The sequence below is a fragment of the Halobacillus yeomjeoni genome, assembly GCF_020171525.1.
In the GTDB taxonomy this organism is placed as follows: domain Bacteria; phylum Bacillota; class Bacilli; order Bacillales; family Halobacillaceae; genus Halobacillus; species Halobacillus yeomjeoni.
The window spans coordinates 1,492,353-1,515,153 of the sequence record NZ_JAIVAI010000001.1 but is presented as its reverse complement, the minus strand read 5'-3'; the positions used below and the strand labels follow the sequence as shown (position 1 = coordinate 1,515,153).

Below are 22,801 nucleotides of genomic sequence, written 5' to 3'. Positions count from 1 at the left end.
GGTATAAAGAATAGATTCTCTTATCCGGTGGAAGTCTAATTTTTAGGTGATGCTAATGGGATTTTTCAAACGGTTATTTTTCGGAGATCATAAACGATTACATGATCGTCAATTAAGTGATAATGCTGAGGAAGTGAAATATCCAAGTTCGACGAAATTAGAAGATAACGTCAATTACTTACTTGAAGAGTTTCACAACTCCAGTGATTTGAAGGTAAGAATTATGAAAAAAGGCAACAGTGCGTTGATATATTTTGAGTCTCTTGTTGACAAGGGAAAGCTTTATGATTCCATTTTTACACCCTTGGAGGAAGGTAAAATTGAAGGGGTAAACGATATACCGATTGCAAAAGTCACCTACAACCTGGAGGAGGCCATTGATAGTTTGCTCCGAGGACATGCTGTTCATATGGAAGACGGCAGCCGCCTCATTTCACAATTTGCTGTTACTGCTTCATTCAACCGGGCAGTAGATGAGCCCATCAATGAAAGGATTGTCAGGGGAGCTCATAGCGGATTTGTAGAGAATCTGCTGATCAACATCAACTTAATAAGAAAAAGGATCGAGCATCGGGATTTGACCGTCAAATACTATAAGTTTGGAAAGTACACCGATACGAATGTGGCCCTCATTTATGTAGAGGGGATTGCAGATCCTGAATTGTTAGCGGAAGTGGATAGGCGCCTCATATCTATCAGCTCAGATATGGTTCACAGTCCTGGGTATGTAGGGGAATTTATTGAAGATAATACATTTTCTCCTTTTCCTCAAATGTTGAATACAGAGCGGCCGGATAGGGTTGTCGGTAATTTGATGGAAGGAAGGGTTGCCATCATGTCAGAGGGAAGCCCGACGACATTGATTGCACCTTCTACATTCTTTATGTTTTACCAGGCACCGGATGACTACAACATGAGGTGGTGGGCTGGAACGTTTATAAGATTGATTCGTTTGACCAGTTTCATCATCGCAGTCGGCCTACCGGCTTTTTATATTGCGATTGTCAGTTTCCATTTTGAAGTAATTCCTGATGATCTCGTACTCCAGGTGAAGAGTTCAATCAACAATATTGCTTATCCTCCCATTTTGGAAGCTCTCGTCATGGTTGTCATCATCGAGCTGATAAGAGAAGCGGGGATCAGGCTGCCTCAGCCGATCGGACAAACCATCGGTATTGTGGGTGGTCTCGTCATCGGTGATGCAGTGGTCCGAGCGGGACTTGTTTCAAACTTGATGATTATCGTTGTTGCACTGACTGCAATAGCATCATTCGTGGTACCTTCCAATGAATTCAGTACTATCCTCAGATTATTGACTTTTCCGTTGATAGTATTGGCAGGAACGTTAGGGTTCATCGGGATCATTTTCGGATTTTTGATGATCCTCGTTCATTTGACCAAATTGGAGTCTTTCGGGACTCCATACTTGTCACCTGTCGCTCCATTGACGATTAAGGATTTGAAAGACACCTTCATACGAGTTCCTATTTATATGATGAAAGAACGACCGAAAGATTCTCGGGCAATCAAGAAAGAAGCCCAAGGAGAATCAAGGGAGTGGAAGCATAATGAGCAGTCAACCCAATTCACAAAACCAAAAACAGACGACCTCCCAGGCGCCTCCAGCTCAGGGTCAGACGGGGAAGTCAACTGAAAAGAAAATTTCCAGGCGAGAGTTCTTTTTTTTGATTGTCCAAACACAGGTGGGGGTAGGGGTCCTTGCTCTCCCTTACGACCTTCATGTCATCGCCCGGCAGGATGGGTGGATATCCCTGTTGATTTCAGGTGTGATTCTGCAGATTGTTTTAATCGCTTTATGGCTGGTCGCAAAAATGTTTCCTCAAAAAGACTTCTACCAACTGAATACAGAGTTGTTCACAAAATGGGGGGGGAAAATCGTATCCTTCCTATACGTATTGTACTTTATTGCTGTTGGAATGCTGATTTTACTTCTGTTTGGAAGGATGATCAGTATGTGGGTTCTCCCGAATACACCTTTTTGGGTATTAACTCTTTTATTAATTTCAGTAGGGGTCTATTTAGCTAACTCAGGATTAGTAGTGATCGCACGTTTCTACACGATGGTCTCAGGGTTATTGTTGATTTTGTTCTTATTAATGCTCTATTCCATGAAGGAGATGAATGTGATGTATCTTCTTCCGGTGTGGGAAGCAGGTACAGGAAAGATAATGAAAGGTGTACAGGAAGCAACTTTGTCATTCTTCGGGTTTTTTATCATTTTGATTCTTTATTCGAGGGTTGAAGGAAAAGCAAATGAAAAATTGAGAACGATTCTTTACGCCCATTGGTTTACATTATTTTTTTATCTTTTTGCTGTCATCGTCAGTTATACCTTTTTCAGTACAGAAGAAATGAAGGTCGTACCTGAGCCTTTATTGTATATGTTGAAATCCTTTGAGTTCCCACTTGTCGCTAGGATTGACTTGTTTTTCATTTCAATCTGGATGGTTTCAGTCGCCACATCTTATACAACCTATTTATATATTTCCGGTTTAGGGTTGAAGAGCATATTCAATACAAAGAAAGCAGCAATGTTCAACTGGATCGTAGGAGGGGCTTCTTTCATCATCGCCATCTTTATTGGGTTTGACATGGACATCCTGGAAAAAATGAAGTCGCTGACGGTCAATGCAGGTTATGGTTTTTCAATCTTTTTTCCATTTATTCTACTCGCCTTCAGTTTTATAATAAGAAAGTTTAAAAAGACCGGAGGGGCTGCTGAATGATATTGAAGAAGGCATTACTATGCATCATGATTGCAACACTGTTGACGGGATGCTGGGATGAACGGAACTTTAAGAATACAAAGTTGATTTTATCAATGGGGTTCGATAAAGGCGAAGACGAGGACCTGATAGAAACCGTATCGATTGCCTCTGTAGAGAAAGCGGCGATGGGACCGATTGAAGAGAATATACAAGTCATTTCAACCGGTGCAATGAACGTCACAGATGGCAGGAATAAAATCGATTACACCATCCCTGAATCCTTCGATCCTTCTAAAGTGAAGGTGGTTTTGATTGGTAAAGAATTAGCAAAGGGTGACATTTACCAGGTTCTCGATAAATTTTACAGGGAACCGAAAAGTAATTTGAATGCCACTCTAGCCCTTGCAGATAGCTCTGCTAAGGATGTGCTGAGTTTCAAAACAGAGGAATTTAAAAGAGTCAGTAAATTTATTGGAGGAATTATAGAGGGGGCAATAGCATCGACTCATGCCTCTGGAGAGAATCTACAACTGATTTGTGAAGAATTATTCGAGCCAGGGGTGGATTTTACTTTACCGATCATCAAAGCAGATTATGAAAATGGAGTAATCAAGTTTGATGGATTAGCTCTATTTCATGACGATCATTATACCGAGAAGAATATTCAGCCAGAAGATACGACTCTCTTAATGCTGCTTTTGGATAAAAAAGGGAAGATAGCTAGAATAACGAGGAAGATTTCAGAAGAGGAAGAAGGGAATGGTAATGTCTCTGTCAATGTTATGAAACATAACCGAAACATTAAGTTAAATGAGAAAGGTGGGGAGTTAACGGCTGATCTCGATCTATCTTTAAAAGTTCGTATCATGGAATACCCCAAAAATCACTTGAGCGAGAAAAAAACGATCGAAATGTTGAATAAAGAATTGAGTGAATTGTTGACCAAAGATGCTGAAAGGCTGGTTGAACAGTTGAAAGAAGCCAATAGCGATGTGTTTGCACTGGGGCGTAGAGCCCATGCCTACCACCCTGAATTTTACAAAAAGGTTGACTGGGATGAGTATTACCCGACAATGGAAATCACACCAAAAGTGAAAGTGAAAATTCAGCAGTACGGAGTGGTCAATTAACTATAGAGAATAGGTTGAAGTTTGTTGTGATCGTCCAGTTTTGTTGACGACACTTTCTTATAGAAAAGTAGGAATCCTAGAAAATGAACCAACGTAAAGGAATTTCTACCTGTTCTTTTTTAAATGAGACACATATTCCTGACTCTTTAAGCCAAACTACATCTGACTACAAAACAAAGGAGCGAGTACAGTGAAATTATGGATGTGGTTTGGTGTCATGATGCTTTCGGCGGTGTTGTTCATTCAAGCACCTCAATCGACTCATGCTGCAACAGATACTTACACAGTTAGAAGCGGGGACACGTTATGGAAGATATCTCAGCGGTATCAAATCGGTCTCTCAGAAATCATAAACGCGAACCCTCAAATACAAAACCCTGATTTGATCTATCCTGGTGATCGTGTCACGATTCCTTTGAAGACGAATATCAAATCAATTGAACAGCAAGTCATCAATCTTACAAACCAGGAGCGTGCTAAGAACGGTCTGTCTGCTTTGAAAGCCAATTGGCAGCTTTCCAGGGTAGCCCGCTACAAGTCGGTGGATATGAGAGATAAAAACTACTTCTCACACACGTCCCCGACCTATGGTTCACCGTTCCAAATGATGCAGGATTTCAATGTCAATTACCGCAGAGCCGCAGAAAACATCGCTGCAGGCCAGCGGACACCACAGGAAGTGGTGAATGGCTGGATGAACAGTCCAGGTCACCGCAAAAACATTTTAGATCCGAACTTGAAACAAATCGGTGTCGGTTATGCCAAAGGCGGAAGTTATGGACATTATTGGACTCAGATGTTCATCACTCAATAAATGAGAAAAACTGCTGGTGTTGCTCGCCGGCAGTTTTTTATTAAAGATATCATTCACCTGTTTACATGGGTGTCTATACAGTTTTATCATTGTTTAATGACTAGAGGATGCTTGATATTAAAGGGTTTCTTGCATGCGAAGTGATCAATGAAATTTTGATTTTATTATTGTATGAATATTCAAGCTTTACATTATTCCTTGCATGACGTCTGACAACCTGATAAAATCCAATATGGTAATGCATGATGTAAGCATTTTCATTTTTGTGTTTTAATAGTTTATTTTATATTTAGGGGAGGATTTATCCGTGGATATTCTTTTAGGTATTCTTGCTGTAGGCGTTATTCTTGGAATTGCGTTCCTTATGTCCAATGACCGAAAAAACATAAACTTCAAAGGCATTGGAATCATGATCGGAGCTCAATTGCTAATTACATTCTTCATGTTCAATACTGAGATTGGACAAACTATCATATCAGGAATTTCTTGGGGATTCAACAAATTAATTGAATTCGGTACCCAAGGTGTAAACTTCGTTCTTGGTGGAGTAGAAGTCGGAGAAAATGGTGTGTTCTTCTTCAACGTGTTGTTGATCATCATCTTCTTTGCAACGATTTTGTCTGTATTGACTTACCTTAAAGTACTTCCTTTCATCATCAAGTACTTAGGCTGGGGTCTTTCAAAAATTACAGGGCTTCCTAAAGTTGAATCGTTCAACGCAGTAAACAGTATTTTCTTCGGACAGTCTGAAGCGCTTCTTGCGATCAAGTCACAGTTCCATAATTTGAACGATAACCGTCTTTATATCGTCAGTGCTTCAGCTATGGGATCTGTATCTGCTTCAATCGTCGGTGCATACTTGAATATGCTTCCTGACCAATATATTCTAGTGGCTCTGCCATTGAACATGTTCAGTGCTTTGATTGTTGCTTCAATCATTTCACCAGTTAAAGTTTCAAAAGAAGAAGACCATGTGGATATTCAAGATGTATCCAATGCTAAAAGTTTCTTCGAAGCCATGGGTAATGGTGCCCTTGATGGTGGTAAAATCGCATTGATCGTTGCTTCCATGCTGATTGCCTTCATTGCTTCCCTAGAGCTTGTGAACGCAATCTTCGGAGCGGTATTCAATGGATTCACCCTTCAAGAGCTTCTAGGATATATTATTGCTCCAATCGGTTTGCTGATGGGTATTCCGACAGCTGAAGTACTTGATGCAGGTGCAATCATGGGTACGAAGATCGTTACAAACGAATTCGTCGCTATGCTGGAATTCCAAAGCATGCTGGACGGAGTTTCTGACAAAACAGCAGGAATCGTAACTGTATTCTTGACTAGTTTTGCTAACTTCTCCTCTATCGGAATCATTGCTGGTACGGTCCAGGGAATCGATTCTGAAAAAGGTGGACGAGTTTCCGGTTTCGGTCTTAAGCTTCTAGTTGGTGCGACATTAGGTTCTATGCTTTCTGCAACAATTGCAGGATTGTTCCTATAAGTTATCGAAAAAGTCTGAGTAGAGTTTCCCTCTATTCAGGCTTTTTTTTGTTTAGATTCATTTTCTTTCAAGTTGAACAAAGGAGGTCAGGATTCGTACGTTTATGAAATTTGTTTAAAGGCAATACAATCAATAGATTGTGAAGGAAGGGGAAATATTAAATGGTCAAAAGTTACAAACTTTACATCGGTGGAAACTGGGTTGATACAGATGAACAGATGGATGTTTTGAACAAATATACACAGGAAACTTACGCAAAAGTTGCCAAAGCGTCAGAATCAGAAGTAGACCAGGCAATCGATGCTGCACATAAAGCATATAAATCGAATGCAATGACCCCTTATGATCGATATGAAATTTTATTACGTGTCAGCGAACTGTTGAAACAAAATAAAGAAGACCTTGCTGAAAATATTACGATGGAAGCCGGAAAACCTTTGAAACAAGCCAGGACGGAAATCGATCGCGCTTCTCAAACTTTCGAGCTTGCCGCAGAAGAAGCGAAGCGTATCCATGGAGAAGGGGTGCCGGTAGAAGCAGCCCCCGGTTCAGAAAATCGTATGGCTTTTACAATCAAGGTGCCGGTCGGAGTGGTAGGCGCAATCAGCCCGTTCAACTTTCCAATCAACTTAGTGGCTCATAAGATTGCCCCGGCGATCGCATCAGGGAATGCCGTCGTTCTGAAGCCGGCGAGCAAGACTCCGATCTCAGCATTGAAACTGGCTGAACTTTTTGAGGAGGCTGGTTTACCGAAAGGCTACTTGAATGTTGTTGTAGGCTCTGGTTCGACCGTAGGGAATCAAATGATGGAAGATTCCCGTATCAATCTTTATACTTTCACTGGAAGCGCAGCTGTTGGGTTGAAGTTGAAGCAGAATACAGGATTGAACAAGCTGATTCTTGAGCTTGGTAACAATTCTCCTGTGATTATCGATAAAGAAGCAGACCTTGATATGGCAGCTGAGAACGTGGCTGCTAAAAGCTATGCTTTCGCAGGGCAGGTATGTATATCTGTTCAAAGACTTTATGTTCATGAGGATGTACGGGAGGAGTTCCAGGAAAAATTCATCAAGGCTATCAAAGAACTTAAAGTAGGTGACCCTAACGATCCCGATACGGATGTAGGTCCTATGATAAGTGAAGAAGAGGCTGAACGTGCTGCAGAGTGGATTGAAGAAGCGAAGAATGCAGGTGCAACCGTCCTCCATGGTGGTGACCGTGAAGGGGCCATGTTCCAACCTACAATTCTGACTGATGTCCATAATGACATGAAAGTCGTTTGTGAAGAGATATTTGCACCAGTCGTTAATATTATTCCATTCACTGATATTAAAGATTGTATTGAAGAAGTGAACGAATCTCAATATGGCTTGCAAGGTGGAATCTTCACTCAGAATATCGACACGGCTTTTTATGCGGCTAAGAATGTGGAAGTCGGAGGTCTTATGATCAACGATTCCTCTCAGTATCGTGTAGATTTAATGCCGTATGGCGGTGTGAAATCCAGTGGCTGGGGCAAAGAAGGACCGAAGTATACAATTGAAGATATGACCGAAGAACGGCTGATTGTCATGAATCTAAAATAATGAAAAAGAAAGCTGCCTTGTAGAATAAGGCAGCTTTCTTTGTTTAGCTCTGTTCATGGTTTGTGTTGTTATTTCAATTTGTATCAGCTCTATCCATTTACTGCTTCATACTCTCGACTAACCTAACCGTTTCTTCTGTAAAGACAGCATACGGACCAGCAATGTCAGTGCCCCGGCAGTAAGGCCGATGATTAAACTCATCCAATACCCATAAGGACCTAACGAAGTGAAATTGGCTAATATATACCCGCTTGGAAGCCCGATGACCCAATAAGAAATGAATGCCATCAGTAAGGTGATGTTCACATCTTTGTAACCGCGGAGAACACCTTGGATGGGTGCCCCGAAAGCGTCTGAAAGCTGGAAGAAAATCGCAAAGAAAATGAAGTTCTTCGTCAATTCAATCACTTTCGGGTTTGAACTGTATAAACGGGCAACGGAGTCATCGAAAATATATAAGATCAAACCGGCAATCACTGCCATTCCTACGGCTGATAAAATTCCCATATAACTATAAGTTCTCGCATCTGCATAACGTCTGGCTCCAGCTTCGAACCCTACAACAATTGTTAGTGTGAAAGCGATGCTCAATGGTACCATATACAGAAAAGACGCGAAATTCAAGGCGGCTTGGTGAGCAGCGATGGTGTATGTATCATAAGCGGTCATGAAGAACGTTACAGCTGCAAAAATGCTCGTTTCAAAGAAAATGGCAAATCCAATAGGCACTCCGATTTTCAACTGTTTGATCCATTCATTCCATGAAGGAATAATCCAGTCTTTAAGAATACGGTACCTTTTCAGGGGTGGGTAAAGGTGGATGGTCAAAACCACAAAAATGAATGATACCCAGTATGTGAGGGCAGAGGCGAGCCCGGCACCGATACCTCCGAGTTCAGGAGCCCCCCATTTTCCGAAAATGAATACATAGTTGAAAAGAATGTTAATTGGGAGCGTCACCAGGATAATAAACATCGATATCTTTGTAAGACCTAATGCGTCAATGAAAGAACGGAGTACATTGAAGAGGAACAATGGGACGATCCCGATACTTAACATCACCAAGTAATATTTGGCTACGTGTCTGACTGCAGGTTCAAGCTCAAGCAGACTCAATACCGGATCAAGTAACAAAAGCCCCGTGAGCAGAATGATTAGAGATAACACAATGGCTAAATAACTTCCTTGTTTGACCGCAAAAGGGATCCCCTTCTCATTTTTTGCGCCTTTCAATTGGGCGACGATAGGTGAAATGGCCATGAGGATGCCGTTGAGGCCGGTGAAGATCGGGACCCATACACTCGTTCCGATGGCTACACCGGCCAAGTCTTCAGGACCTGCTTTTCCAGACATCACGGTGTCAAAGAAATTCATCGCATACATACCGAGTTGTGTGATTAATATAGGGAACAGGATATATGTAAAAAGCTTGATTTTTTCACGGAGAGAACGGGTTTCATGCATAGAGACCTTCCTTTTCTGTTACAATTCCATTAGAGTAATACGAGGATTATAGCATACTCATACATTTCATTTTAGATAAAGATAGAAAGAAAGGACGTTGAAATCATGAACGGCAAAAGGATTTTGTTTACAGGTGGAGGTACGGCCGGTCACGTCATCGTGAACCTGGCGTTAATCCCTGAATTCCAGAAGCAAGGGTACAAAGTTGATTACATCGGCTCTTATAACGGTATAGAACGACAATTGATTGAATCTTTGGATGGGGTGACTTACCACGGAATTTCTACAGGAAAATTGCGTCGGTACGTATCCAAAGAAAATATCAAAGATCCTTTTAAGGTGTTAAAAGGGGGACTTCAGGCGCTGCGCATCATCAGTAAAGTGAAGCCGCAGGTCATTTTCTCTAAAGGTGGATTCGTTTCCGTGCCTGTCGTAGCGGCCGCGAAAATGAAAAACGTTCCGACGATCATCCATGAATCGGATTATACACCGGGTCTTGCGAATAAATTATCCTTCCCTTTTGCAAAAAAAGTGCTGGCTACATTTCCAGAAACAATGACTCACCTGCCGAAAGAAAAAGCGGAATACATTGGTGCTGTCGTTCGGGAGGAATTGTTTGAAGGGAGTAAAGAGAAAGGTCTTTCTTATAGTGGCTTTAATGCCAGCAAACCGGTCGTTTTGGTCATGGGAGGAAGTACCGGTTCGAAAAAAATCAATGATGCCATCCGAAATAACCTGGATGAACTATTGAAAGAAGTTCAAATCGTTCATCTTTGCGGAAAAAACAACAAAGATGATTCTATCCAAAGACAGGGTTATGCCCAATTCGAATATGTGAATGAAGAATTGAAAGATTTATTCGCAGCGACCGATTACATTGTATCAAGAGCGGGATCGAACTCCATCTTTGAATTTCTTGCACTTCGTAAACCTATGCTTCTCATTCCTCTTTCCAGAAATGCAAGTCGAGGAGACCAGATTCTCAACGCAGACTCTTTTGTCAACCAAGGGTATGCCTATAAGCTGGAAGAAGAAGAGCTGACCGATGAAACTTTCCAAAAAGAATTGCAGAAGCTGATGAAAAATGGAAATCAGATCAAAGAAAATATGAAAAAATATCAAAGTGAAAAAACAAAGGATCGAGTGGTTTCAATTATACAAAATCACGAAAAAAATAAGTGAATTAAAGTCCTCTTCTATAGAGGGCTTTATTTATTTTCATTGTTGACCCTTCCCTTCTATCTTTTTACTGGCAATAAAATTAAATTAACGATTCTATCAAAAACATTTGTAAAATATATCCTTATCCCTTTTAAATGACTCCAATTTAGGGAATATGGAAGACGAAAGTATATTTTACAACTAAAAACGGTCCTTCTTGAGCGGAGATTGTTCTGAGGGAGCGATTATAAAGAGGTGAGATGGGTTGTTGAAAGCATCTTATGAAATTGACATCTTTCATCCTAAACAATTGAGGGAGATAAGAAGAGAGATATATCCACATTTGGTCAAGGAGTTCGGAAAAGATCAGTTGTTGGTGGATGCTTCAATATCCGAAGCCATCATCAATGCTTGGGAGCATGGGCACAAGAGGGATTTAGAAACACCTATCCATTTGAAAATCCATTTCTTGAATGGGAAACTGATTGCGCGTGTAAGAGATCAGGGTAACGGATTCGATTGGCGGGATTTTCAATTATCCAGTGATATGAAGCATTGGTTTCCAGATGTCACAGATCTGGATGATCATGGACGAGGAATCATTTTAATGTTTCGGGTCATGGATGTTTTGCGGTATAATGATAAAGGAAATGAGTGTTTGCTGATGAAAAAATATCTTCGTCAGGAGTAGATGTAGTGAGAACAAACATGTGTCGTTACTGTTATAAAGAAATACAAGATCGAGATGAATTAGTGACCGCTTCCAGTTGGTTTCGTTTACGGCCCTTTCACTATCGGTGCTTTGAGCTCTTGGAACAGGATACCAAAACGATTGCTGGAAATTGGACGCCTGTCAACGGTATGACCGGACGCGTGACCTTCATTTTAATGGTCATTCTCGCCGTTGTCATGTTTACCACCCCTCTTTTGGGTGGAGTCGGGGATTTGCTTGGACTCTTAGCTCTTTATCCTATCTTTTTAAGAGTACTTTCATTTGCTATTTTCGAAAGCCGTTTACCGAAGTATGTAGAAAATAAACGACGATTGAAATGAGAATTGCTGCAGGTAATAATTGCCTGCAGCAATTTTTTTTTTGTGAAGTTTGATGTTAGAAAGCGCTGACATTTTTTGTTGCTTTTCTATAGGGGCGTATGGTATGTTTATTTTTCGCTTAACGCCCCTGTTGTTTTGATTTAAGTTCTGGCAGAAAGGAGGATACACGTATGCCACATCCAGACGAAAAGTATGAAAAGGACCGTTTATCCTTTACCAAAGCATATATGGATCAATTAATCGCATCCCAGCAATCCGGGCAGGAGGCATTGAAAAAAAGACAGGAAGATGCGCTTGCCAAACTCGATTTTAAAGACAGCAGCCTGCGCTATCAAGAGATGCTCTCCCATGCTAACTTCATGAAAATGTCCAAGGACCAATTAGAAACCCTCATTAAACTACGTAATAAGCCGTATTTTGCCCGCATTGATTTTCATCGCAGAGAGAAACCGGAACGTGAAATGTTTTATATCGGAAAGACGTCTTTGTTCGACCGGGAAACTCAATACCCAATTATCCTGGATTGGCGTTCACCGCTCGCGAACGTTTATTATGAAGGACGATTGGGAGAAGTCAGTTACGAAGCTCATGGAGAAACCTATGAAGGAGACGTTTCTCTGAAACGCCAATATCAAATTGAAGAAGGAGAGTTAATTGATTTTAGAGATATTGATATTACGACCAAAGATGATCTTTTGCAGGAGTCACTATCTCAAAATGCTGAGAATCGACTTACAGAAATCGTAGCAACCATTCAAGAAGAACAAAATCAAGTGATTCGAGCTGATTTAAGAAAACCCATCATTGTACAAGGAGCGGCAGGCAGTGGAAAAACGACGATTGCCCTTCACCGTATTTCATATTTTCTATATACCTTGCGTGAAATTTTCAAGCCGGAAGAGTTGCTGATCCTGGCACCAAACCGATTATTCATTCAATACATTTCAGAGGTTTTGCCGGAACTTGGGGTTCAAAGATCGAAGCAGACCACTTTTGCTGGTTTTGTAAAAGAAGTGACTGGCATTGATTGGCCGGTGGTAAGTCAACATGACGTATTGATGAAAGTCATGGAGGGTGAGAACTCAGATGCACCAATTGAATTATGGACAGCAGGTTATAAAGGCTCGAGGGAGTTCAAAGATTTGTTGAATCGATATATTCAAGAGGTGAAAAAGTCTTACAGAATCCATGAAGATTTCCGCCTGGCTGGTTTTAAGATTAAAAGTGCCAAAGCGGTCAACCGACTGTTTCATAAGGAGTATGATTACTTTCCTTATGAAGTGCGAGTGCAGAAGATTAAAGCAGTTCTTCAAAGTGAGCTGCTCAGAAAGAAGAAGCAGATTCTGGCCAAAGTTGCAGAAAAGTATGATCAAGAGTTGGATAAAGCGTTGTACGGATTGAAAGATCCTGCAAAGCGTAAGATCCGTGTCAGCTTTTTGATTACAAAGAAAGAGGAAAAGTTGAAGGAAATCAAAAAGGAATCACGCTCAGCCGTCTCCCGATATATGAAGCAATTTCCTAAAGTAAAGCTTATGGAAATATACAAGCAGCTTTACACGGAAGATGTCTTCAATTCCTTGATTGATGGAAAGTGTGAAGAGTTAGAACAATTAAGACAGAAAACAGAACAACATTTGAAAAACAAAAAGTTATTTTCTGAAGATCTGGCAGCGCTTCTCTATATCCAAACATTTCTTACCGGCATTGAGAAAGAATATCAAGCGAAAAAAATCGTCATCGATGAAGCACAGGACTATACCTTCCTTGAGATTTACAGTTTAAGGAGAGCTTTTCAAACAGATTTGTTTACGATCGTAGGTGATCTTGCGCAGGGAATTTATCGATATCGAGGTCTTCAAAACTGGCAGGTCTTATCTGATGGGGTCTTCCGAAAAGTAAATTATCATACATTGCAAAAGACATACCGGACGACGGTGGAGATCATGAGTCTTGCCAACGAATTACTGTCATCCATGTCTGAGGATCTGCCTAAAGCAGAACCAGTAGTGCGTCACGGAAATCTTCCCACTTTCATTCCTAAAGATAGATGGAAGAAGACATTCCTGAAGCAGTTGGAAGAGCTGAAGGCAGATGGGATGAAGAGCTTTGCCATTGTGACGAAGACGAAAAAAGAAGCTGCTCTTGTAGAAGAGGAGCTCCAGGGAATACCTACAGAATTCGTTCAGTTGGATGAACAAGAAGAAATGAATGACTATTTAATTCTGCCGGCCTATCTTGCCAAGGGGCTTGAGTTCGATGTCGTTTATTTATTCTGCCATTCCTATCCTTACGTTCAGCAGGAGATTGACATCAAGCTGCTTTACGTAGCCATGACTCGCCCTCTGCATCAGTTGTTTATGGTGGGGAATCAGGCAGAGGATTTTCTGCTTGATCGAATAAATTCTGATCTCTATACAACACTCGAATCGTAAATATAGTTTATGGCATGATATTTTTATTCAGTAATCCCATGACGCAGGAGTTTCACGTCTACATTAATATCAACTTTCATATTAGGAATCTGGTCCCGCCAGCTTTCGTTGGTGAGTCGATCCTTTCTCGTTATCGTGTTGTATTTCAAACCAAAACCAACGGGGTCGACTTGCTTCTCTTTGAATTCTTGAATCAAGGCTGACACTCTTTTTTCGATTTGTTTTTCAATTTGTTTTTCCAACGCATCAATCGTTTTCTTTTCACTTAAGTCAACGCTCTTCGATACTTCCAACAATCGAGTTCTCATCGTTAAATTGACCTTAAAAGAACTGGGGTCATTCTTTTTCGGTTTAATTTTCACTTTGCTATCCACTTTATGGATAGAAACATGGAGGGAACCTTCTGTTTCATTGTCCGCGGCTTCTTTTTTATAATACTTTTCCATAGAACTTTCTGGTAGTTCTATTTGTAATTGGCCGATCTTCAAGTTTTTTTGTAATAGGAGTAAATAAAAAATGTCTTCATCGGTCAACGTCCCTACGTATCGATCATCTTGAAATAAACCCAGCCCTTTTATGAAAACTCTTTGTTCCTCTAATGATAATAAGGGAAGAGTGGGGTCGACTCCTATATCATGATAGTCTCTTAAAAAGGTAACGACTGTGGCATCCGGAGACATTTCATTCGTTATACTTTTTTCAATCAGTCGTTCGATGTATTTTCCGATATTTGGAGCATCTTCTGAAATTTCCGCCCGCAGTAATTGGCTTGTGGGGACATCGCTTACAGAAAGATACGCTAAAGGTAACATTTTTGCATCACGGGTGACCGTGTCTAAATACCTCAGTAATCCTTTTGAAGCTAATTGATCTTGATACACTTTCAATCTGATTTGTCCTGAAACTAGCTTGTGGCTTGTCTTTTGGTTTGCTTCATTACGTATTCCTTTTGATGTATGAGCCTCACTTGTGACGGTTTGGGAGGTTTGGGAAGTAGTAGGATCAAATTGAAACATGACAAGAGTCCCCTTCATTTTGTCACCTTCAAGTTCATCAAACCCCATAGCAGTAATGATCCCTAATTTTTCTATGGGGGATTTAGGAATGCATCCTGCACAAAGGAGAAGCAGAATGATTGTCATAGAAATCCATTTCATGCCCTTTTCCCCTTCCTCCAAAGTTTTTTGATTTGAAGAATGAAATAAATGAATAGAGGATACACAAACACCAGCCAGAAACCTATTTTTGCTGTCCAATCAGTCAATAGATTTATGTATGACCGGTATTCGATGATTAGCGAAGCAAGGAACAGCAGCCCGCTGATCATGAATAAACTTTTCTTCTTTGAGACATAAAACATTCTATTTAAAGAATGGAGAATCATCCATCCGATAATGACCAGGTTAGGAATGATGACCATCATCCATAAGGCCACAGCGATGAAATCAAATCGCTCAATAATGGAGAAGCTGACAATCTTAAATAACGCTAAGGTCGCCCACACCGTTTCCTTCAATTGGTCAGGACTGAAATATCCAATTGAAACGACCATGACCAGCATCGTTAAGAAAATAGTCAGGAAAATGGCACTTTGAATGGGCAGGTGAACAGCCTTCTTGTTTTTTATATAAGGGTAGACGAAAAGAATGACCTCAAATCCAAGTAGGGAATAGGTGGTTTTGTAAGCTCCTTTCAATACCTCAAATGGGGTGGACTGCCCTATTGGTAAGAAGTGGTCCCAATTCATGAGGCTTATCGGTTTATATAGCGTGAAGACAAGCCAAATCGTTAGAAGGAAGAAAATGAAACAGGCTCCAACCACCGTTCTTATTCCTCCTAATAAGCAGTAAATCATTAAAAAAAGAAGGAAAAAACTCATCAACCATATCGGTATCTCAGGGAAGATAAATACTTGGACAACTTCTACATAATTTTTTATGACGGATAAAAGAAGGAAAAACAAATAGACGACGTACAGGCAGCCAATCACTTTCCCTATGAACATCCCGAATAAATCACATTGGATCCCCAGCACATCTGCACTTTCATATTCTCTTAAAACTAAAACCATAATCCAAGCAGTAAAGTGAATATAAATTCCTGCTAAAATAAGAGACATCCACGCATCAGTCCCTGATTCAGAGAAAATAATGCGTGGAACGCCCATTAATCCTGCACCGATTTGAACAGTATGGACCAAAAAGAATAAATAAAACGCATGGACGGCTACATCTTGTTTTACGTAATAATTAATTTTCATGATGGGTTCACATCTTTTTTCTGTTTAGCTTTATTCTCATCGAAGCGGTCAGGGTCTTTTGGCATTGTACTTGTTGGTCGCTTCGGGTTCTTATTAAAAGGAAGCCTTATAATGGAGTCGCTGAAATCTTTTATTGACAAAGGATAGACCGGGGCTAAATACGGACGCCCGAGAGATGACAGCTTCAACAAATGAAGAACCAAAAAGCAGAGAGCGAATGCAATTCCAATCAACCCCCATGCACCTGCTAAAATGATCATAGGGAAACGAATGACTCTTATCGCTGTCCCCATCAAATAACTTGGTGCTGTGAAGGACGCGAGTGCACTTAATGCGATGATGATAATTAAAATATTACTCGTGAACCCTGCTTTTACAGCGGCCTGACCAAGTACGATTCCTCCTACAATACCCATCGTCTGACCGACCTTAGTAGGTAACCTGGCCCCAGCTTCTCTTAAAAGCTCAATGAGAGTCTCGAGCAGCAATGCCTCTAACACAGGAGGAAAGGGAACGGTTGCTCTTGACTGTCCTAAGGATACGAGCAAAGACCCCGGGATCACTTCATAGTGGTAAGTCAGAGCAGCAACATACATCGGAGTGAGAATGATCGACAGCATCATCGCTAAAATTCTCAATAAACGCATGAAAGTTCCCATGTTCCAACGCATATAAAGGTCTTCTGTCGATTCGAAAAAACTGAATAACGAAACAGGACCGATCAACACCGTCGGACTTTTATCAACCATCACACCGACGCGGCCTTTCATTAAAGAGTGACAAAAGCGGTCAGGAAGTTCCGTTGCAATCAATTGAGGGAATACAGTACTAGATGAGTCTTCAATCAATTGACTAAGAACAGAAGTATCCTCAATTTCATCAACGACTAGATCCTCGATTCGTTGAGTGATGGTTTCGACATTTTCCTCATTCGTCAAAGACTTCAAGTACACGATTCTGACTTCCGTAGGAATCCTTTCTCCTACGATCAATTTCTTCATTACAAGATCATCGGTATCCAGACGCCAGCGCACGACATTCAAATTCGTAATCAATGATTCAGTAAATGAAACTTGTGGTCCGAATACCAAGGATTCTGTTTCAGCTCTTTCTAAACTGCGCTGTTCCTGGTCTGCAAGTAGATACGTTATGACTTCTTTTTCGCCTTCAATATAAACAGCCACTGATCCATGGATGATCTGCCCTGCGATTTCTTCCAGGTTCGTTTCAGCTTTTGAGGAGGCAAGAGGAATTCTATTTTGTAAATCATTTACACTCCAAGGTTTGCGGGAAGATGTCAACGGTTCTAAAATTTCGCGGTCCAGCCGTTCTTTTTTTATCTGATAGGAAATGAAATGAATGACAATCGACTGTCCTTTGATATCAAAGACTTTATGGATCAAATCAGGACTTTGATTGAATTTTTGATTAAGAGCATCGATATAGACTTTCGTTGTCATCGGTAACTTGAACTCCACAGCTTTTCCTCCTCACCATCTTGTTTGGAATTAGTATGTGAAAAAAAGGAGACAATATGAAAAATTGATGTCTGATAGATGGAGGTGAAGAAATGAACTTACAGTTGATTGAAGTCTATATTCCTGAGCATCATTTTGAGTCAATAGATGAAAAATTAAAGGAATATGATCATCAATCCTATTGGGTTTCAAGTGAGTCCGAAGACCGGAAACTTGTAAGGATTCTTGTAGAAACATCGAGCGTGGAAGAGATTCTGAATTACTTGGAAGAGGTTTCTAATGTAGTCGAAGGATTTGAAACGATGCTTATCCCAGTTCAAACTTACCTTTCTAAAGAAACCATCAATCAAAAGACAAAAGAAGCTAAGGAAAAAGAAGAAAAGGAAGATGAAAATGAAAAAGCACGACTTCTAAGAGCCAGTCGGCATGAACTGTTGAGTTCAGTGGAAAAAAACAGCCATATTACTTTGAATTATTCATTATTGATTATTTTATCAGCGGTGGTTGCAACCGTCGGGTTCTTGAAAGACAGTGAAGCTGTTGTCATAGGAGCCATGGTTATTGCTCCTATGATCGGTCCTGTAATTGCGATTGCATTCTCCTCCGTGCTCGGTGACTATAAATTATTGGGAAAGTCGGCTTTAACCTCTTTTTATGGATTTGCTATCGTTTTGATAATTTCTATCTTATTCGGTTTTTTTTCTGATATGGGTATGGAAACGGATCAATATATCGATAGGACAAAGGTTACGATTATCGACATTTTTTTAGGGGTAGCTTCAGGTGCAGCCGGTGCTCTGGCGTTCTTAAACCGGTTATCCGGAAACCTCGTAGGGGTCATGGTTGCTGTTGCGTTGCTTCCCCCATCTGTAGCTTTGGGGATGTCGCTTGGAAATGCCTCCTACAGCATGGCTTTCGGTGCATTTCTGTTAGTTACCGTCAACGTCATGTCGATTCTGCTTGCGGCAGTCACTATTTTTTCCATCAGCGGGATCCGTCCTGTGAGATGGGAAGAGGTGAAACGAGCAAATGTATCACGGCCTTTATCGATCGTATTCATCGTTGCCATCATAGTCGTTCTTGCGTTGGTTATCATTGCTGGACGTGATTTTTAGAAATTTTTAGTAAAACTATTGATAAAATTTTCGGAAAATTATATAATTAATAATCATTGAGAAGGAGGTCGCGGCCATGAAAAAGCACCTACAGAATGACACGCTAATTTCATATGGTTCGTGACTGGCGTAATGAAAGGTTAAGTGTCATATAATTTCAAAACGTTCGTTTGGTCACGTCATGAGCGCGTGTCCTTTTTTGTGTGTAAAACATACGTCTTGGACGTATGTTTTTTTGTTGAATTTTAATTAGAAGAAAATGGAGTGATGTAGGCGGAAAGGGGAGTTTGCATGTTTAGTGTGTTATACAAATTACGATGGTTCTTCAAGATTTATTGGAAACGGTATACGTTTGCAATTATAGCTTTGATTATTGGGAGCGCAATTGAATTGATTCCACCCAAACTATTAGGTGCAGCCATCGATGCCATCCAGTTCAATACATTGACTTCAGAGAGGTTAATGGAAATCATACTCCTTTACGGAGGGTTAATCGCAGCCAGTTACTCTATTTCTTATTTGTGGGATTATACTTTGTTCAGTGGTGCGTTAATTATGGAACGAACGATGAGGTCGAAGTTAATGAACCATTTCTTGAAGATGACTCCTACCTTTTTCGGGAAGAACAGAACCGGGGATCTGATGGCAAGGGCGACAAACGATTTGAAAGCTTTAACAATGACAGCAGGATTCGGAATACTTACGTTAGTGGATTCGACGATGTTCATGTTCCTGATCATTGCTGTAATGGGTTTTACAATCAGCTGGAAACTTACGTTTGCAGCGCTTCTCCCACTGCCGATCATGGCTTTTGCGATGAATAAATATGGAAAAGTCATTCATGAGAGGTTTACCGCTGCTCAAACAGCTTTCGGAGAAATGAACAATGACGTCCTGGAGTCGGTAAAAGGAATTCGTGTTTCGCGGGCATTTGTTCAAGAAAACAATGATTTCCGCCGTTTTCAGGAGATGACAGATCGCGTGTATGGAAAAAATGTCAAGGTCGCAAAAGTCGATGCTCTATTTGAACCTACCATCAAAGTGTTAGTGGGATTATCCTATACGATCGGATTAGGGTACGGAGCCGCTTTGGTGTTTCAAAATGTGATTTCATTAGGTGAAATGGTATCTTTCAATGTTTACTTAGGTATGTTGATCTGGCCGATGTTTGCGGTCGGTGAACTGATCAATGTCTTGCAACGGGGGAATGCATCACTTGATCGCGTAAATGACACCTTGAGTTATCAGCCTGATGTATTTACACCTTCGATCCCTAAAAAATTGGAGCGACCAGGGAAGATTGACTTCAGAAATGTATCTTTCCGTTATCCGGATGCCGAAACGGAAGGGTTGAAAGAAATCGATGTCACAATTAAACCTGGTGAAACTATAGGAATCGTAGGGAAAACAGGAGCTGGAAAGACGACATTCTTTAAACAGCTTTTACGGGAGTATCCAGGATTGAAAGGGTCCTTGGTTATCGATGATACTCCTTTGGAAGATATGGACCTTGAAACAACACGGAATTGGATCGGGTACGTCCCTCAAAATCAAGTGTTATTTTCTAAAACGATTCGTGAAAATATTCAATTCGGTAAGGAAGCTGCTACGGATGAAGAAATCTATAAAGTGTTAGAGTTTGCGCATTTTTTAGAAGATATCAAAGCTCTTCCAAATGGTCTGGATACTAAAGTCGGAGAGAGTGGTGTGACATTATCAGGCGGTCAGAAGCAGCGTGTTTCTATAGCGAGAGCCTTTATCAAAGATCCAGAAATATTGATTCTTGATGATGCAATGTCTGCTGTCGATGGCAGGACAGAATCAAACATCATCGATCATTTGAGAAAAGAAAGAAAGGGGAAGACGACACTGATCGCCGCTCATCGTCTTTCAGCTGTCACACATGCAGATTACATCCTCGTTTTGGATGAGGGAAGAATCGTAGAAGAAGGTACACATGATCAATTGATTGGACATAAAGGGTGGTATTGTGAGCAGTACGAACGACAGCAGTTGGAGAGTGGGGGTGATCATTCATGACTGTAAAAACAACAGAGCGACGATTATTCGATTATGCATGGAATTACCGAAAAAACATATCCATCGGGGTATTGTGCCTGATATTAGCTGTCTCCCTTGAGTTGACGGGTCCTTTTATTGCCAAGCGAGTCATTGATGAACACATCGTCGGGATCGAAGACCAATGGTATCAAGTATCGGAGGACAGGGAAGGGTCCGTAACATTTAACGGGGAGGTGTATATGAGGGAAGATCGGCTGCCGGATCTTGAAGAACTCAATGATGTAATGACGATTATCCAAGTAGACCGGTCTTATTATTTTGTAGAAGGAAATGTTCCATTAAAAGGCAGTAGGACGGTGGAAGGGAATCAGATCATCATAGAAGCTCCTGACCGGACTTATGAACGATTTGCAGAAAAGCTTTCCCTCCAACAACTTTACGGGTTTTTCAAACCAGAGATTCCTTCTATATATGCCCTGCTCGCTGTTTATATAGGATTATTGCTGATCGCGTCTGTTTTTCAATTTACTCATACGTACATTCTTCAAAAGTCTTCCAACCGAATCATCAAAAAGATGAGGGACGATTTATTCAACCACATACAGCGTCTGCCTGATCGTTTCTTCGTGAATCAGCCAGCAGGGAAGATCGTTGCACGAGTAACCAATGACACTGAATCGATTAAGGAATTGTATGAGCGTGTGCTGGCCACTTTTGTAACCAGTGTCTTTTACATGGCTGGAATTTTCGCAGCACTCTTTTTGCTGGATGCTAAACTGGCCTTGATGTGCCTGGTGCTCCTGCCTATTTTGTATGGGTGGACGAAATTATATAAACACTTCGGTGGAAAATATAACAAAGTGGTCCGCTCAACTGTGAGTGATATGAATGGAAATATCAATGAAGCTATACAAGGGATGTCCATCATCCAGGCTTTCGGGCAGGAAAAGCAGACATCTGATGAATTCGAAGAATTGAATAAAAGGCATTTCACCTACCAAAGAAAGTTGGTTCGCTTAAGCGCATTGACCTCTTATAACCTCGTAAATACACTGAGGAACCTGACGTTAGTCGGGTTGATTTGGTATTTTGGGTCGTCATCATTAGGAGCGGAAGGAATCGTGACGGTCGGTGTTCTTTATGCATTTGTCGACTACTTGAATCGATTGTTCCAGCCTGTGACAGACCTCGTCAATCAACTGCCACAACTGGAAGTTGCTAGAGTCGCAGCAACGAGAGTCTTTGATCTCTTAGATGAGGAAGAGGAAGAATTGGACTTGGATTCCATTCCAAGATTTGAAGGAAATATTAAATTTGAAGAGGTCCGCTTTGCTTACGACGGAAAGAATGATGTTTTAAAGGATATTTCTTTTCAAGTGAATAAGGGAGAGACAGCCGCTTTTGTAGGGCACACAGGATCAGGGAAAAGTTCCATTATGAATTTGTTGTTCCGGTTTTATGACCCACAAAGAGGCAGTGTTTATATTGATGGGGGTGATACACGGAAGTGGTCACGGCAGCAAGTGAGAAGTCATATGGGAATTGTTCTTCAAGATCCCTTTTTGTACAAAGGAACGATCCTGTCGAATGTAACGATGAATGATGCTCGTATTTCCCGGGAAATGGCAATAAACGCGTTGAAAGCTGTCGGTGCTGATCGATTTATAGAAAAGCTCGGGCATGGATATGATACCCCGCTGAATGAAAGAGGAGAATCCCTTTCGATGGGTGAAAGACAATTGATTTCATTTGCCCGTGCCCTGGCTTTTGATCCAGCGATCTTGATATTGGATGAGGCTACCGCTAATATCGATACGGAAACAGAACAGATGATTCAAAATGCGTTGGAGGTGCTAAAACAAGGCAGAACGACCCTTGTCATTGCCCATAGACTCTCCACAATACAGCAGGCAGACCAAATTTTCGTCCTTAATCATGGTACAATAGTGGAACGAGGAACACATCAGCGCTTGATAGCATTGCAGGGACATTATTATAAAATGTACCAGATGCAGCAAAGGGGAGCGAAAGCCAACGCCATGTAGCTTCTCACTATCGTTTT

The 22,801-nt window shown here is 41.0% G+C and carries 17 protein-coding genes; 13 read left to right on the top strand and 4 right to left on the bottom strand.

Features of this window, described 5'->3' with window-relative positions; all coding sequences use genetic code 11:
* Window positions 1-55: 55 nt before the first annotated feature.
* From LCL89_RS07855 to LCL89_RS07830, 6 genes are all read left to right on the top strand, one after another.
* Window positions 56-1,654, top strand: coding sequence for a spore germination protein (locus tag LCL89_RS07855; protein ID WP_224809415.1), 1,599 nt, complete (start codon window positions 56-58; stop codon window positions 1,652-1,654).
* Window positions 1,569-2,747, top strand: coding sequence for a GerAB/ArcD/ProY family transporter (locus LCL89_RS07850; protein ID WP_224809413.1), 1,179 nt, complete (start codon window positions 1,569-1,571; stop codon window positions 2,745-2,747). The genes LCL89_RS07855 and LCL89_RS07850 overlap by 86 nt, the downstream gene beginning before the upstream one ends.
* Window positions 2,744-3,859, top strand: a complete 1,116-nt coding sequence (locus tag LCL89_RS07845) for a Ger(x)C family spore germination protein (protein ID WP_224809412.1) — start codon at window positions 2,744-2,746, stop codon at window positions 3,857-3,859. The genes LCL89_RS07850 and LCL89_RS07845 overlap by 4 nt, the downstream gene beginning before the upstream one ends.
* Before the next feature lie 217 nt (window positions 3,860-4,076).
* Window positions 4,077-4,673, top strand: coding sequence for a SafA/ExsA family spore coat assembly protein (gene safA / locus LCL89_RS07840; RefSeq protein ID WP_404813417.1), 597 nt, complete (start codon window positions 4,077-4,079; stop codon window positions 4,671-4,673).
* 307 nt (window positions 4,674-4,980) lie between these two features.
* Window positions 4,981-6,168 carry a NupC/NupG family nucleoside CNT transporter gene (locus tag LCL89_RS07835; RefSeq protein WP_197315281.1) on the top strand — a complete coding sequence of 396 codons (1,188 nt, stop codon included), beginning with the start codon at window positions 4,981-4,983 and terminating at the stop codon, window positions 6,166-6,168.
* A 161-nt stretch (window positions 6,169-6,329) separates the two neighbouring features.
* Window positions 6,330-7,754 carry an aldehyde dehydrogenase family protein gene (locus LCL89_RS07830; protein WP_224809410.1) on the top strand — a complete coding sequence of 475 codons (1,425 nt, stop codon included), beginning with the start codon at window positions 6,330-6,332 and terminating at the stop codon, window positions 7,752-7,754.
* 117 nt (window positions 7,755-7,871) lie between these two features.
* On the opposite strand, the gene LCL89_RS07825 is transcribed toward LCL89_RS07830, so the two are convergent.
* The gene (locus tag LCL89_RS07825) at window positions 7,872-9,218 is read right to left on the bottom strand and encodes an MATE family efflux transporter (protein ID WP_224809409.1); all 1,347 of its coding nucleotides are present in this window, start codon (window positions 9,216-9,218) and stop codon (window positions 7,872-7,874) included.
* Window positions 9,219-9,323: 105 nt separating this feature from the next.
* Here LCL89_RS07825 and LCL89_RS07820 point away from each other — a divergent pair, with 105 nt between their 5' ends.
* The 4 genes from LCL89_RS07820 (at window position 9,324) to helD (ending at window position 13,864) form a co-directional block, all read left to right on the top strand.
* On the top strand, window positions 9,324-10,400 hold the full coding sequence (locus LCL89_RS07820; protein WP_224809407.1) for an undecaprenyldiphospho-muramoylpentapeptide beta-N-acetylglucosaminyltransferase: 1,077 nt from the start codon (window positions 9,324-9,326) through the stop codon (window positions 10,398-10,400).
* Between the two features lie 244 nt (window positions 10,401-10,644).
* On the top strand, window positions 10,645-11,070 hold the full coding sequence (locus LCL89_RS07815) for an ATP-binding protein (RefSeq protein WP_224809405.1): 426 nt from the start codon (window positions 10,645-10,647) through the stop codon (window positions 11,068-11,070).
* Between the two features lie 5 nt (window positions 11,071-11,075).
* Window positions 11,076-11,432: a hypothetical protein gene (locus tag LCL89_RS07810; RefSeq protein WP_224809403.1), complete on the top strand. Its 357-nt coding sequence runs from the start codon at window positions 11,076-11,078 to the stop codon at window positions 11,430-11,432.
* 170 nt (window positions 11,433-11,602) lie between these two features.
* Window positions 11,603-13,864, top strand: a complete 2,262-nt coding sequence (gene helD, locus LCL89_RS07805) for an RNA polymerase recycling motor HelD (protein ID WP_224809401.1) — start codon at window positions 11,603-11,605, stop codon at window positions 13,862-13,864.
* A 23-nt stretch (window positions 13,865-13,887) separates the two neighbouring features.
* Here helD and LCL89_RS07800 read toward each other — a convergent pair whose 3' ends face one another.
* From LCL89_RS07800 to LCL89_RS07790, 3 genes are read right to left on the bottom strand one after another with little or no spacing between them, the layout of a single operon-like run.
* Window positions 13,888-15,021 carry a Ger(x)C family spore germination protein gene (locus tag LCL89_RS07800; protein ID WP_224809399.1) on the bottom strand — a complete coding sequence of 378 codons (1,134 nt, stop codon included), beginning with the start codon at window positions 15,019-15,021 and terminating at the stop codon, window positions 13,888-13,890.
* Window positions 15,018-16,124, bottom strand: a complete 1,107-nt coding sequence (locus LCL89_RS07795; RefSeq protein ID WP_224809397.1) for a GerAB/ArcD/ProY family transporter — start codon at window positions 16,122-16,124, stop codon at window positions 15,018-15,020. The genes LCL89_RS07800 and LCL89_RS07795 overlap by 4 nt, the downstream gene beginning before the upstream one ends.
* Window positions 16,121-17,602, bottom strand: coding sequence for a spore germination protein (locus tag LCL89_RS07790; RefSeq protein WP_224809395.1), 1,482 nt, complete (start codon window positions 17,600-17,602; stop codon window positions 16,121-16,123). The genes LCL89_RS07795 and LCL89_RS07790 overlap by 4 nt, the downstream gene beginning before the upstream one ends.
* A gap of 92 nt (window positions 17,603-17,694) precedes the next feature.
* Here LCL89_RS07790 and LCL89_RS07785 point away from each other — a divergent pair, with 92 nt between their 5' ends.
* The 3 genes from LCL89_RS07785 (at window position 17,695) to LCL89_RS07775 (ending at window position 22,784) form a co-directional block, all read left to right on the top strand.
* Window positions 17,695-18,717: a TIGR00341 family protein gene (locus tag LCL89_RS07785; RefSeq protein WP_224809393.1), complete on the top strand. Its 1,023-nt coding sequence runs from the start codon at window positions 17,695-17,697 to the stop codon at window positions 18,715-18,717.
* A 291-nt stretch (window positions 18,718-19,008) separates the two neighbouring features.
* A complete protein-coding gene (locus LCL89_RS07780; protein ID WP_224809391.1) occupies window positions 19,009-20,757 on the top strand; it encodes an ABC transporter ATP-binding protein in 1,749 nt (582 codons plus the stop codon).
* Window positions 20,754-22,784 (top strand): ABC transporter ATP-binding protein, encoded by a 2,031-nt coding sequence (locus LCL89_RS07775; protein ID WP_224809389.1) that lies wholly within the window; start codon window positions 20,754-20,756, stop codon window positions 22,782-22,784. The genes LCL89_RS07780 and LCL89_RS07775 overlap by 4 nt, the downstream gene beginning before the upstream one ends.
* Window positions 22,785-22,801 lie beyond the last annotated feature (17 nt).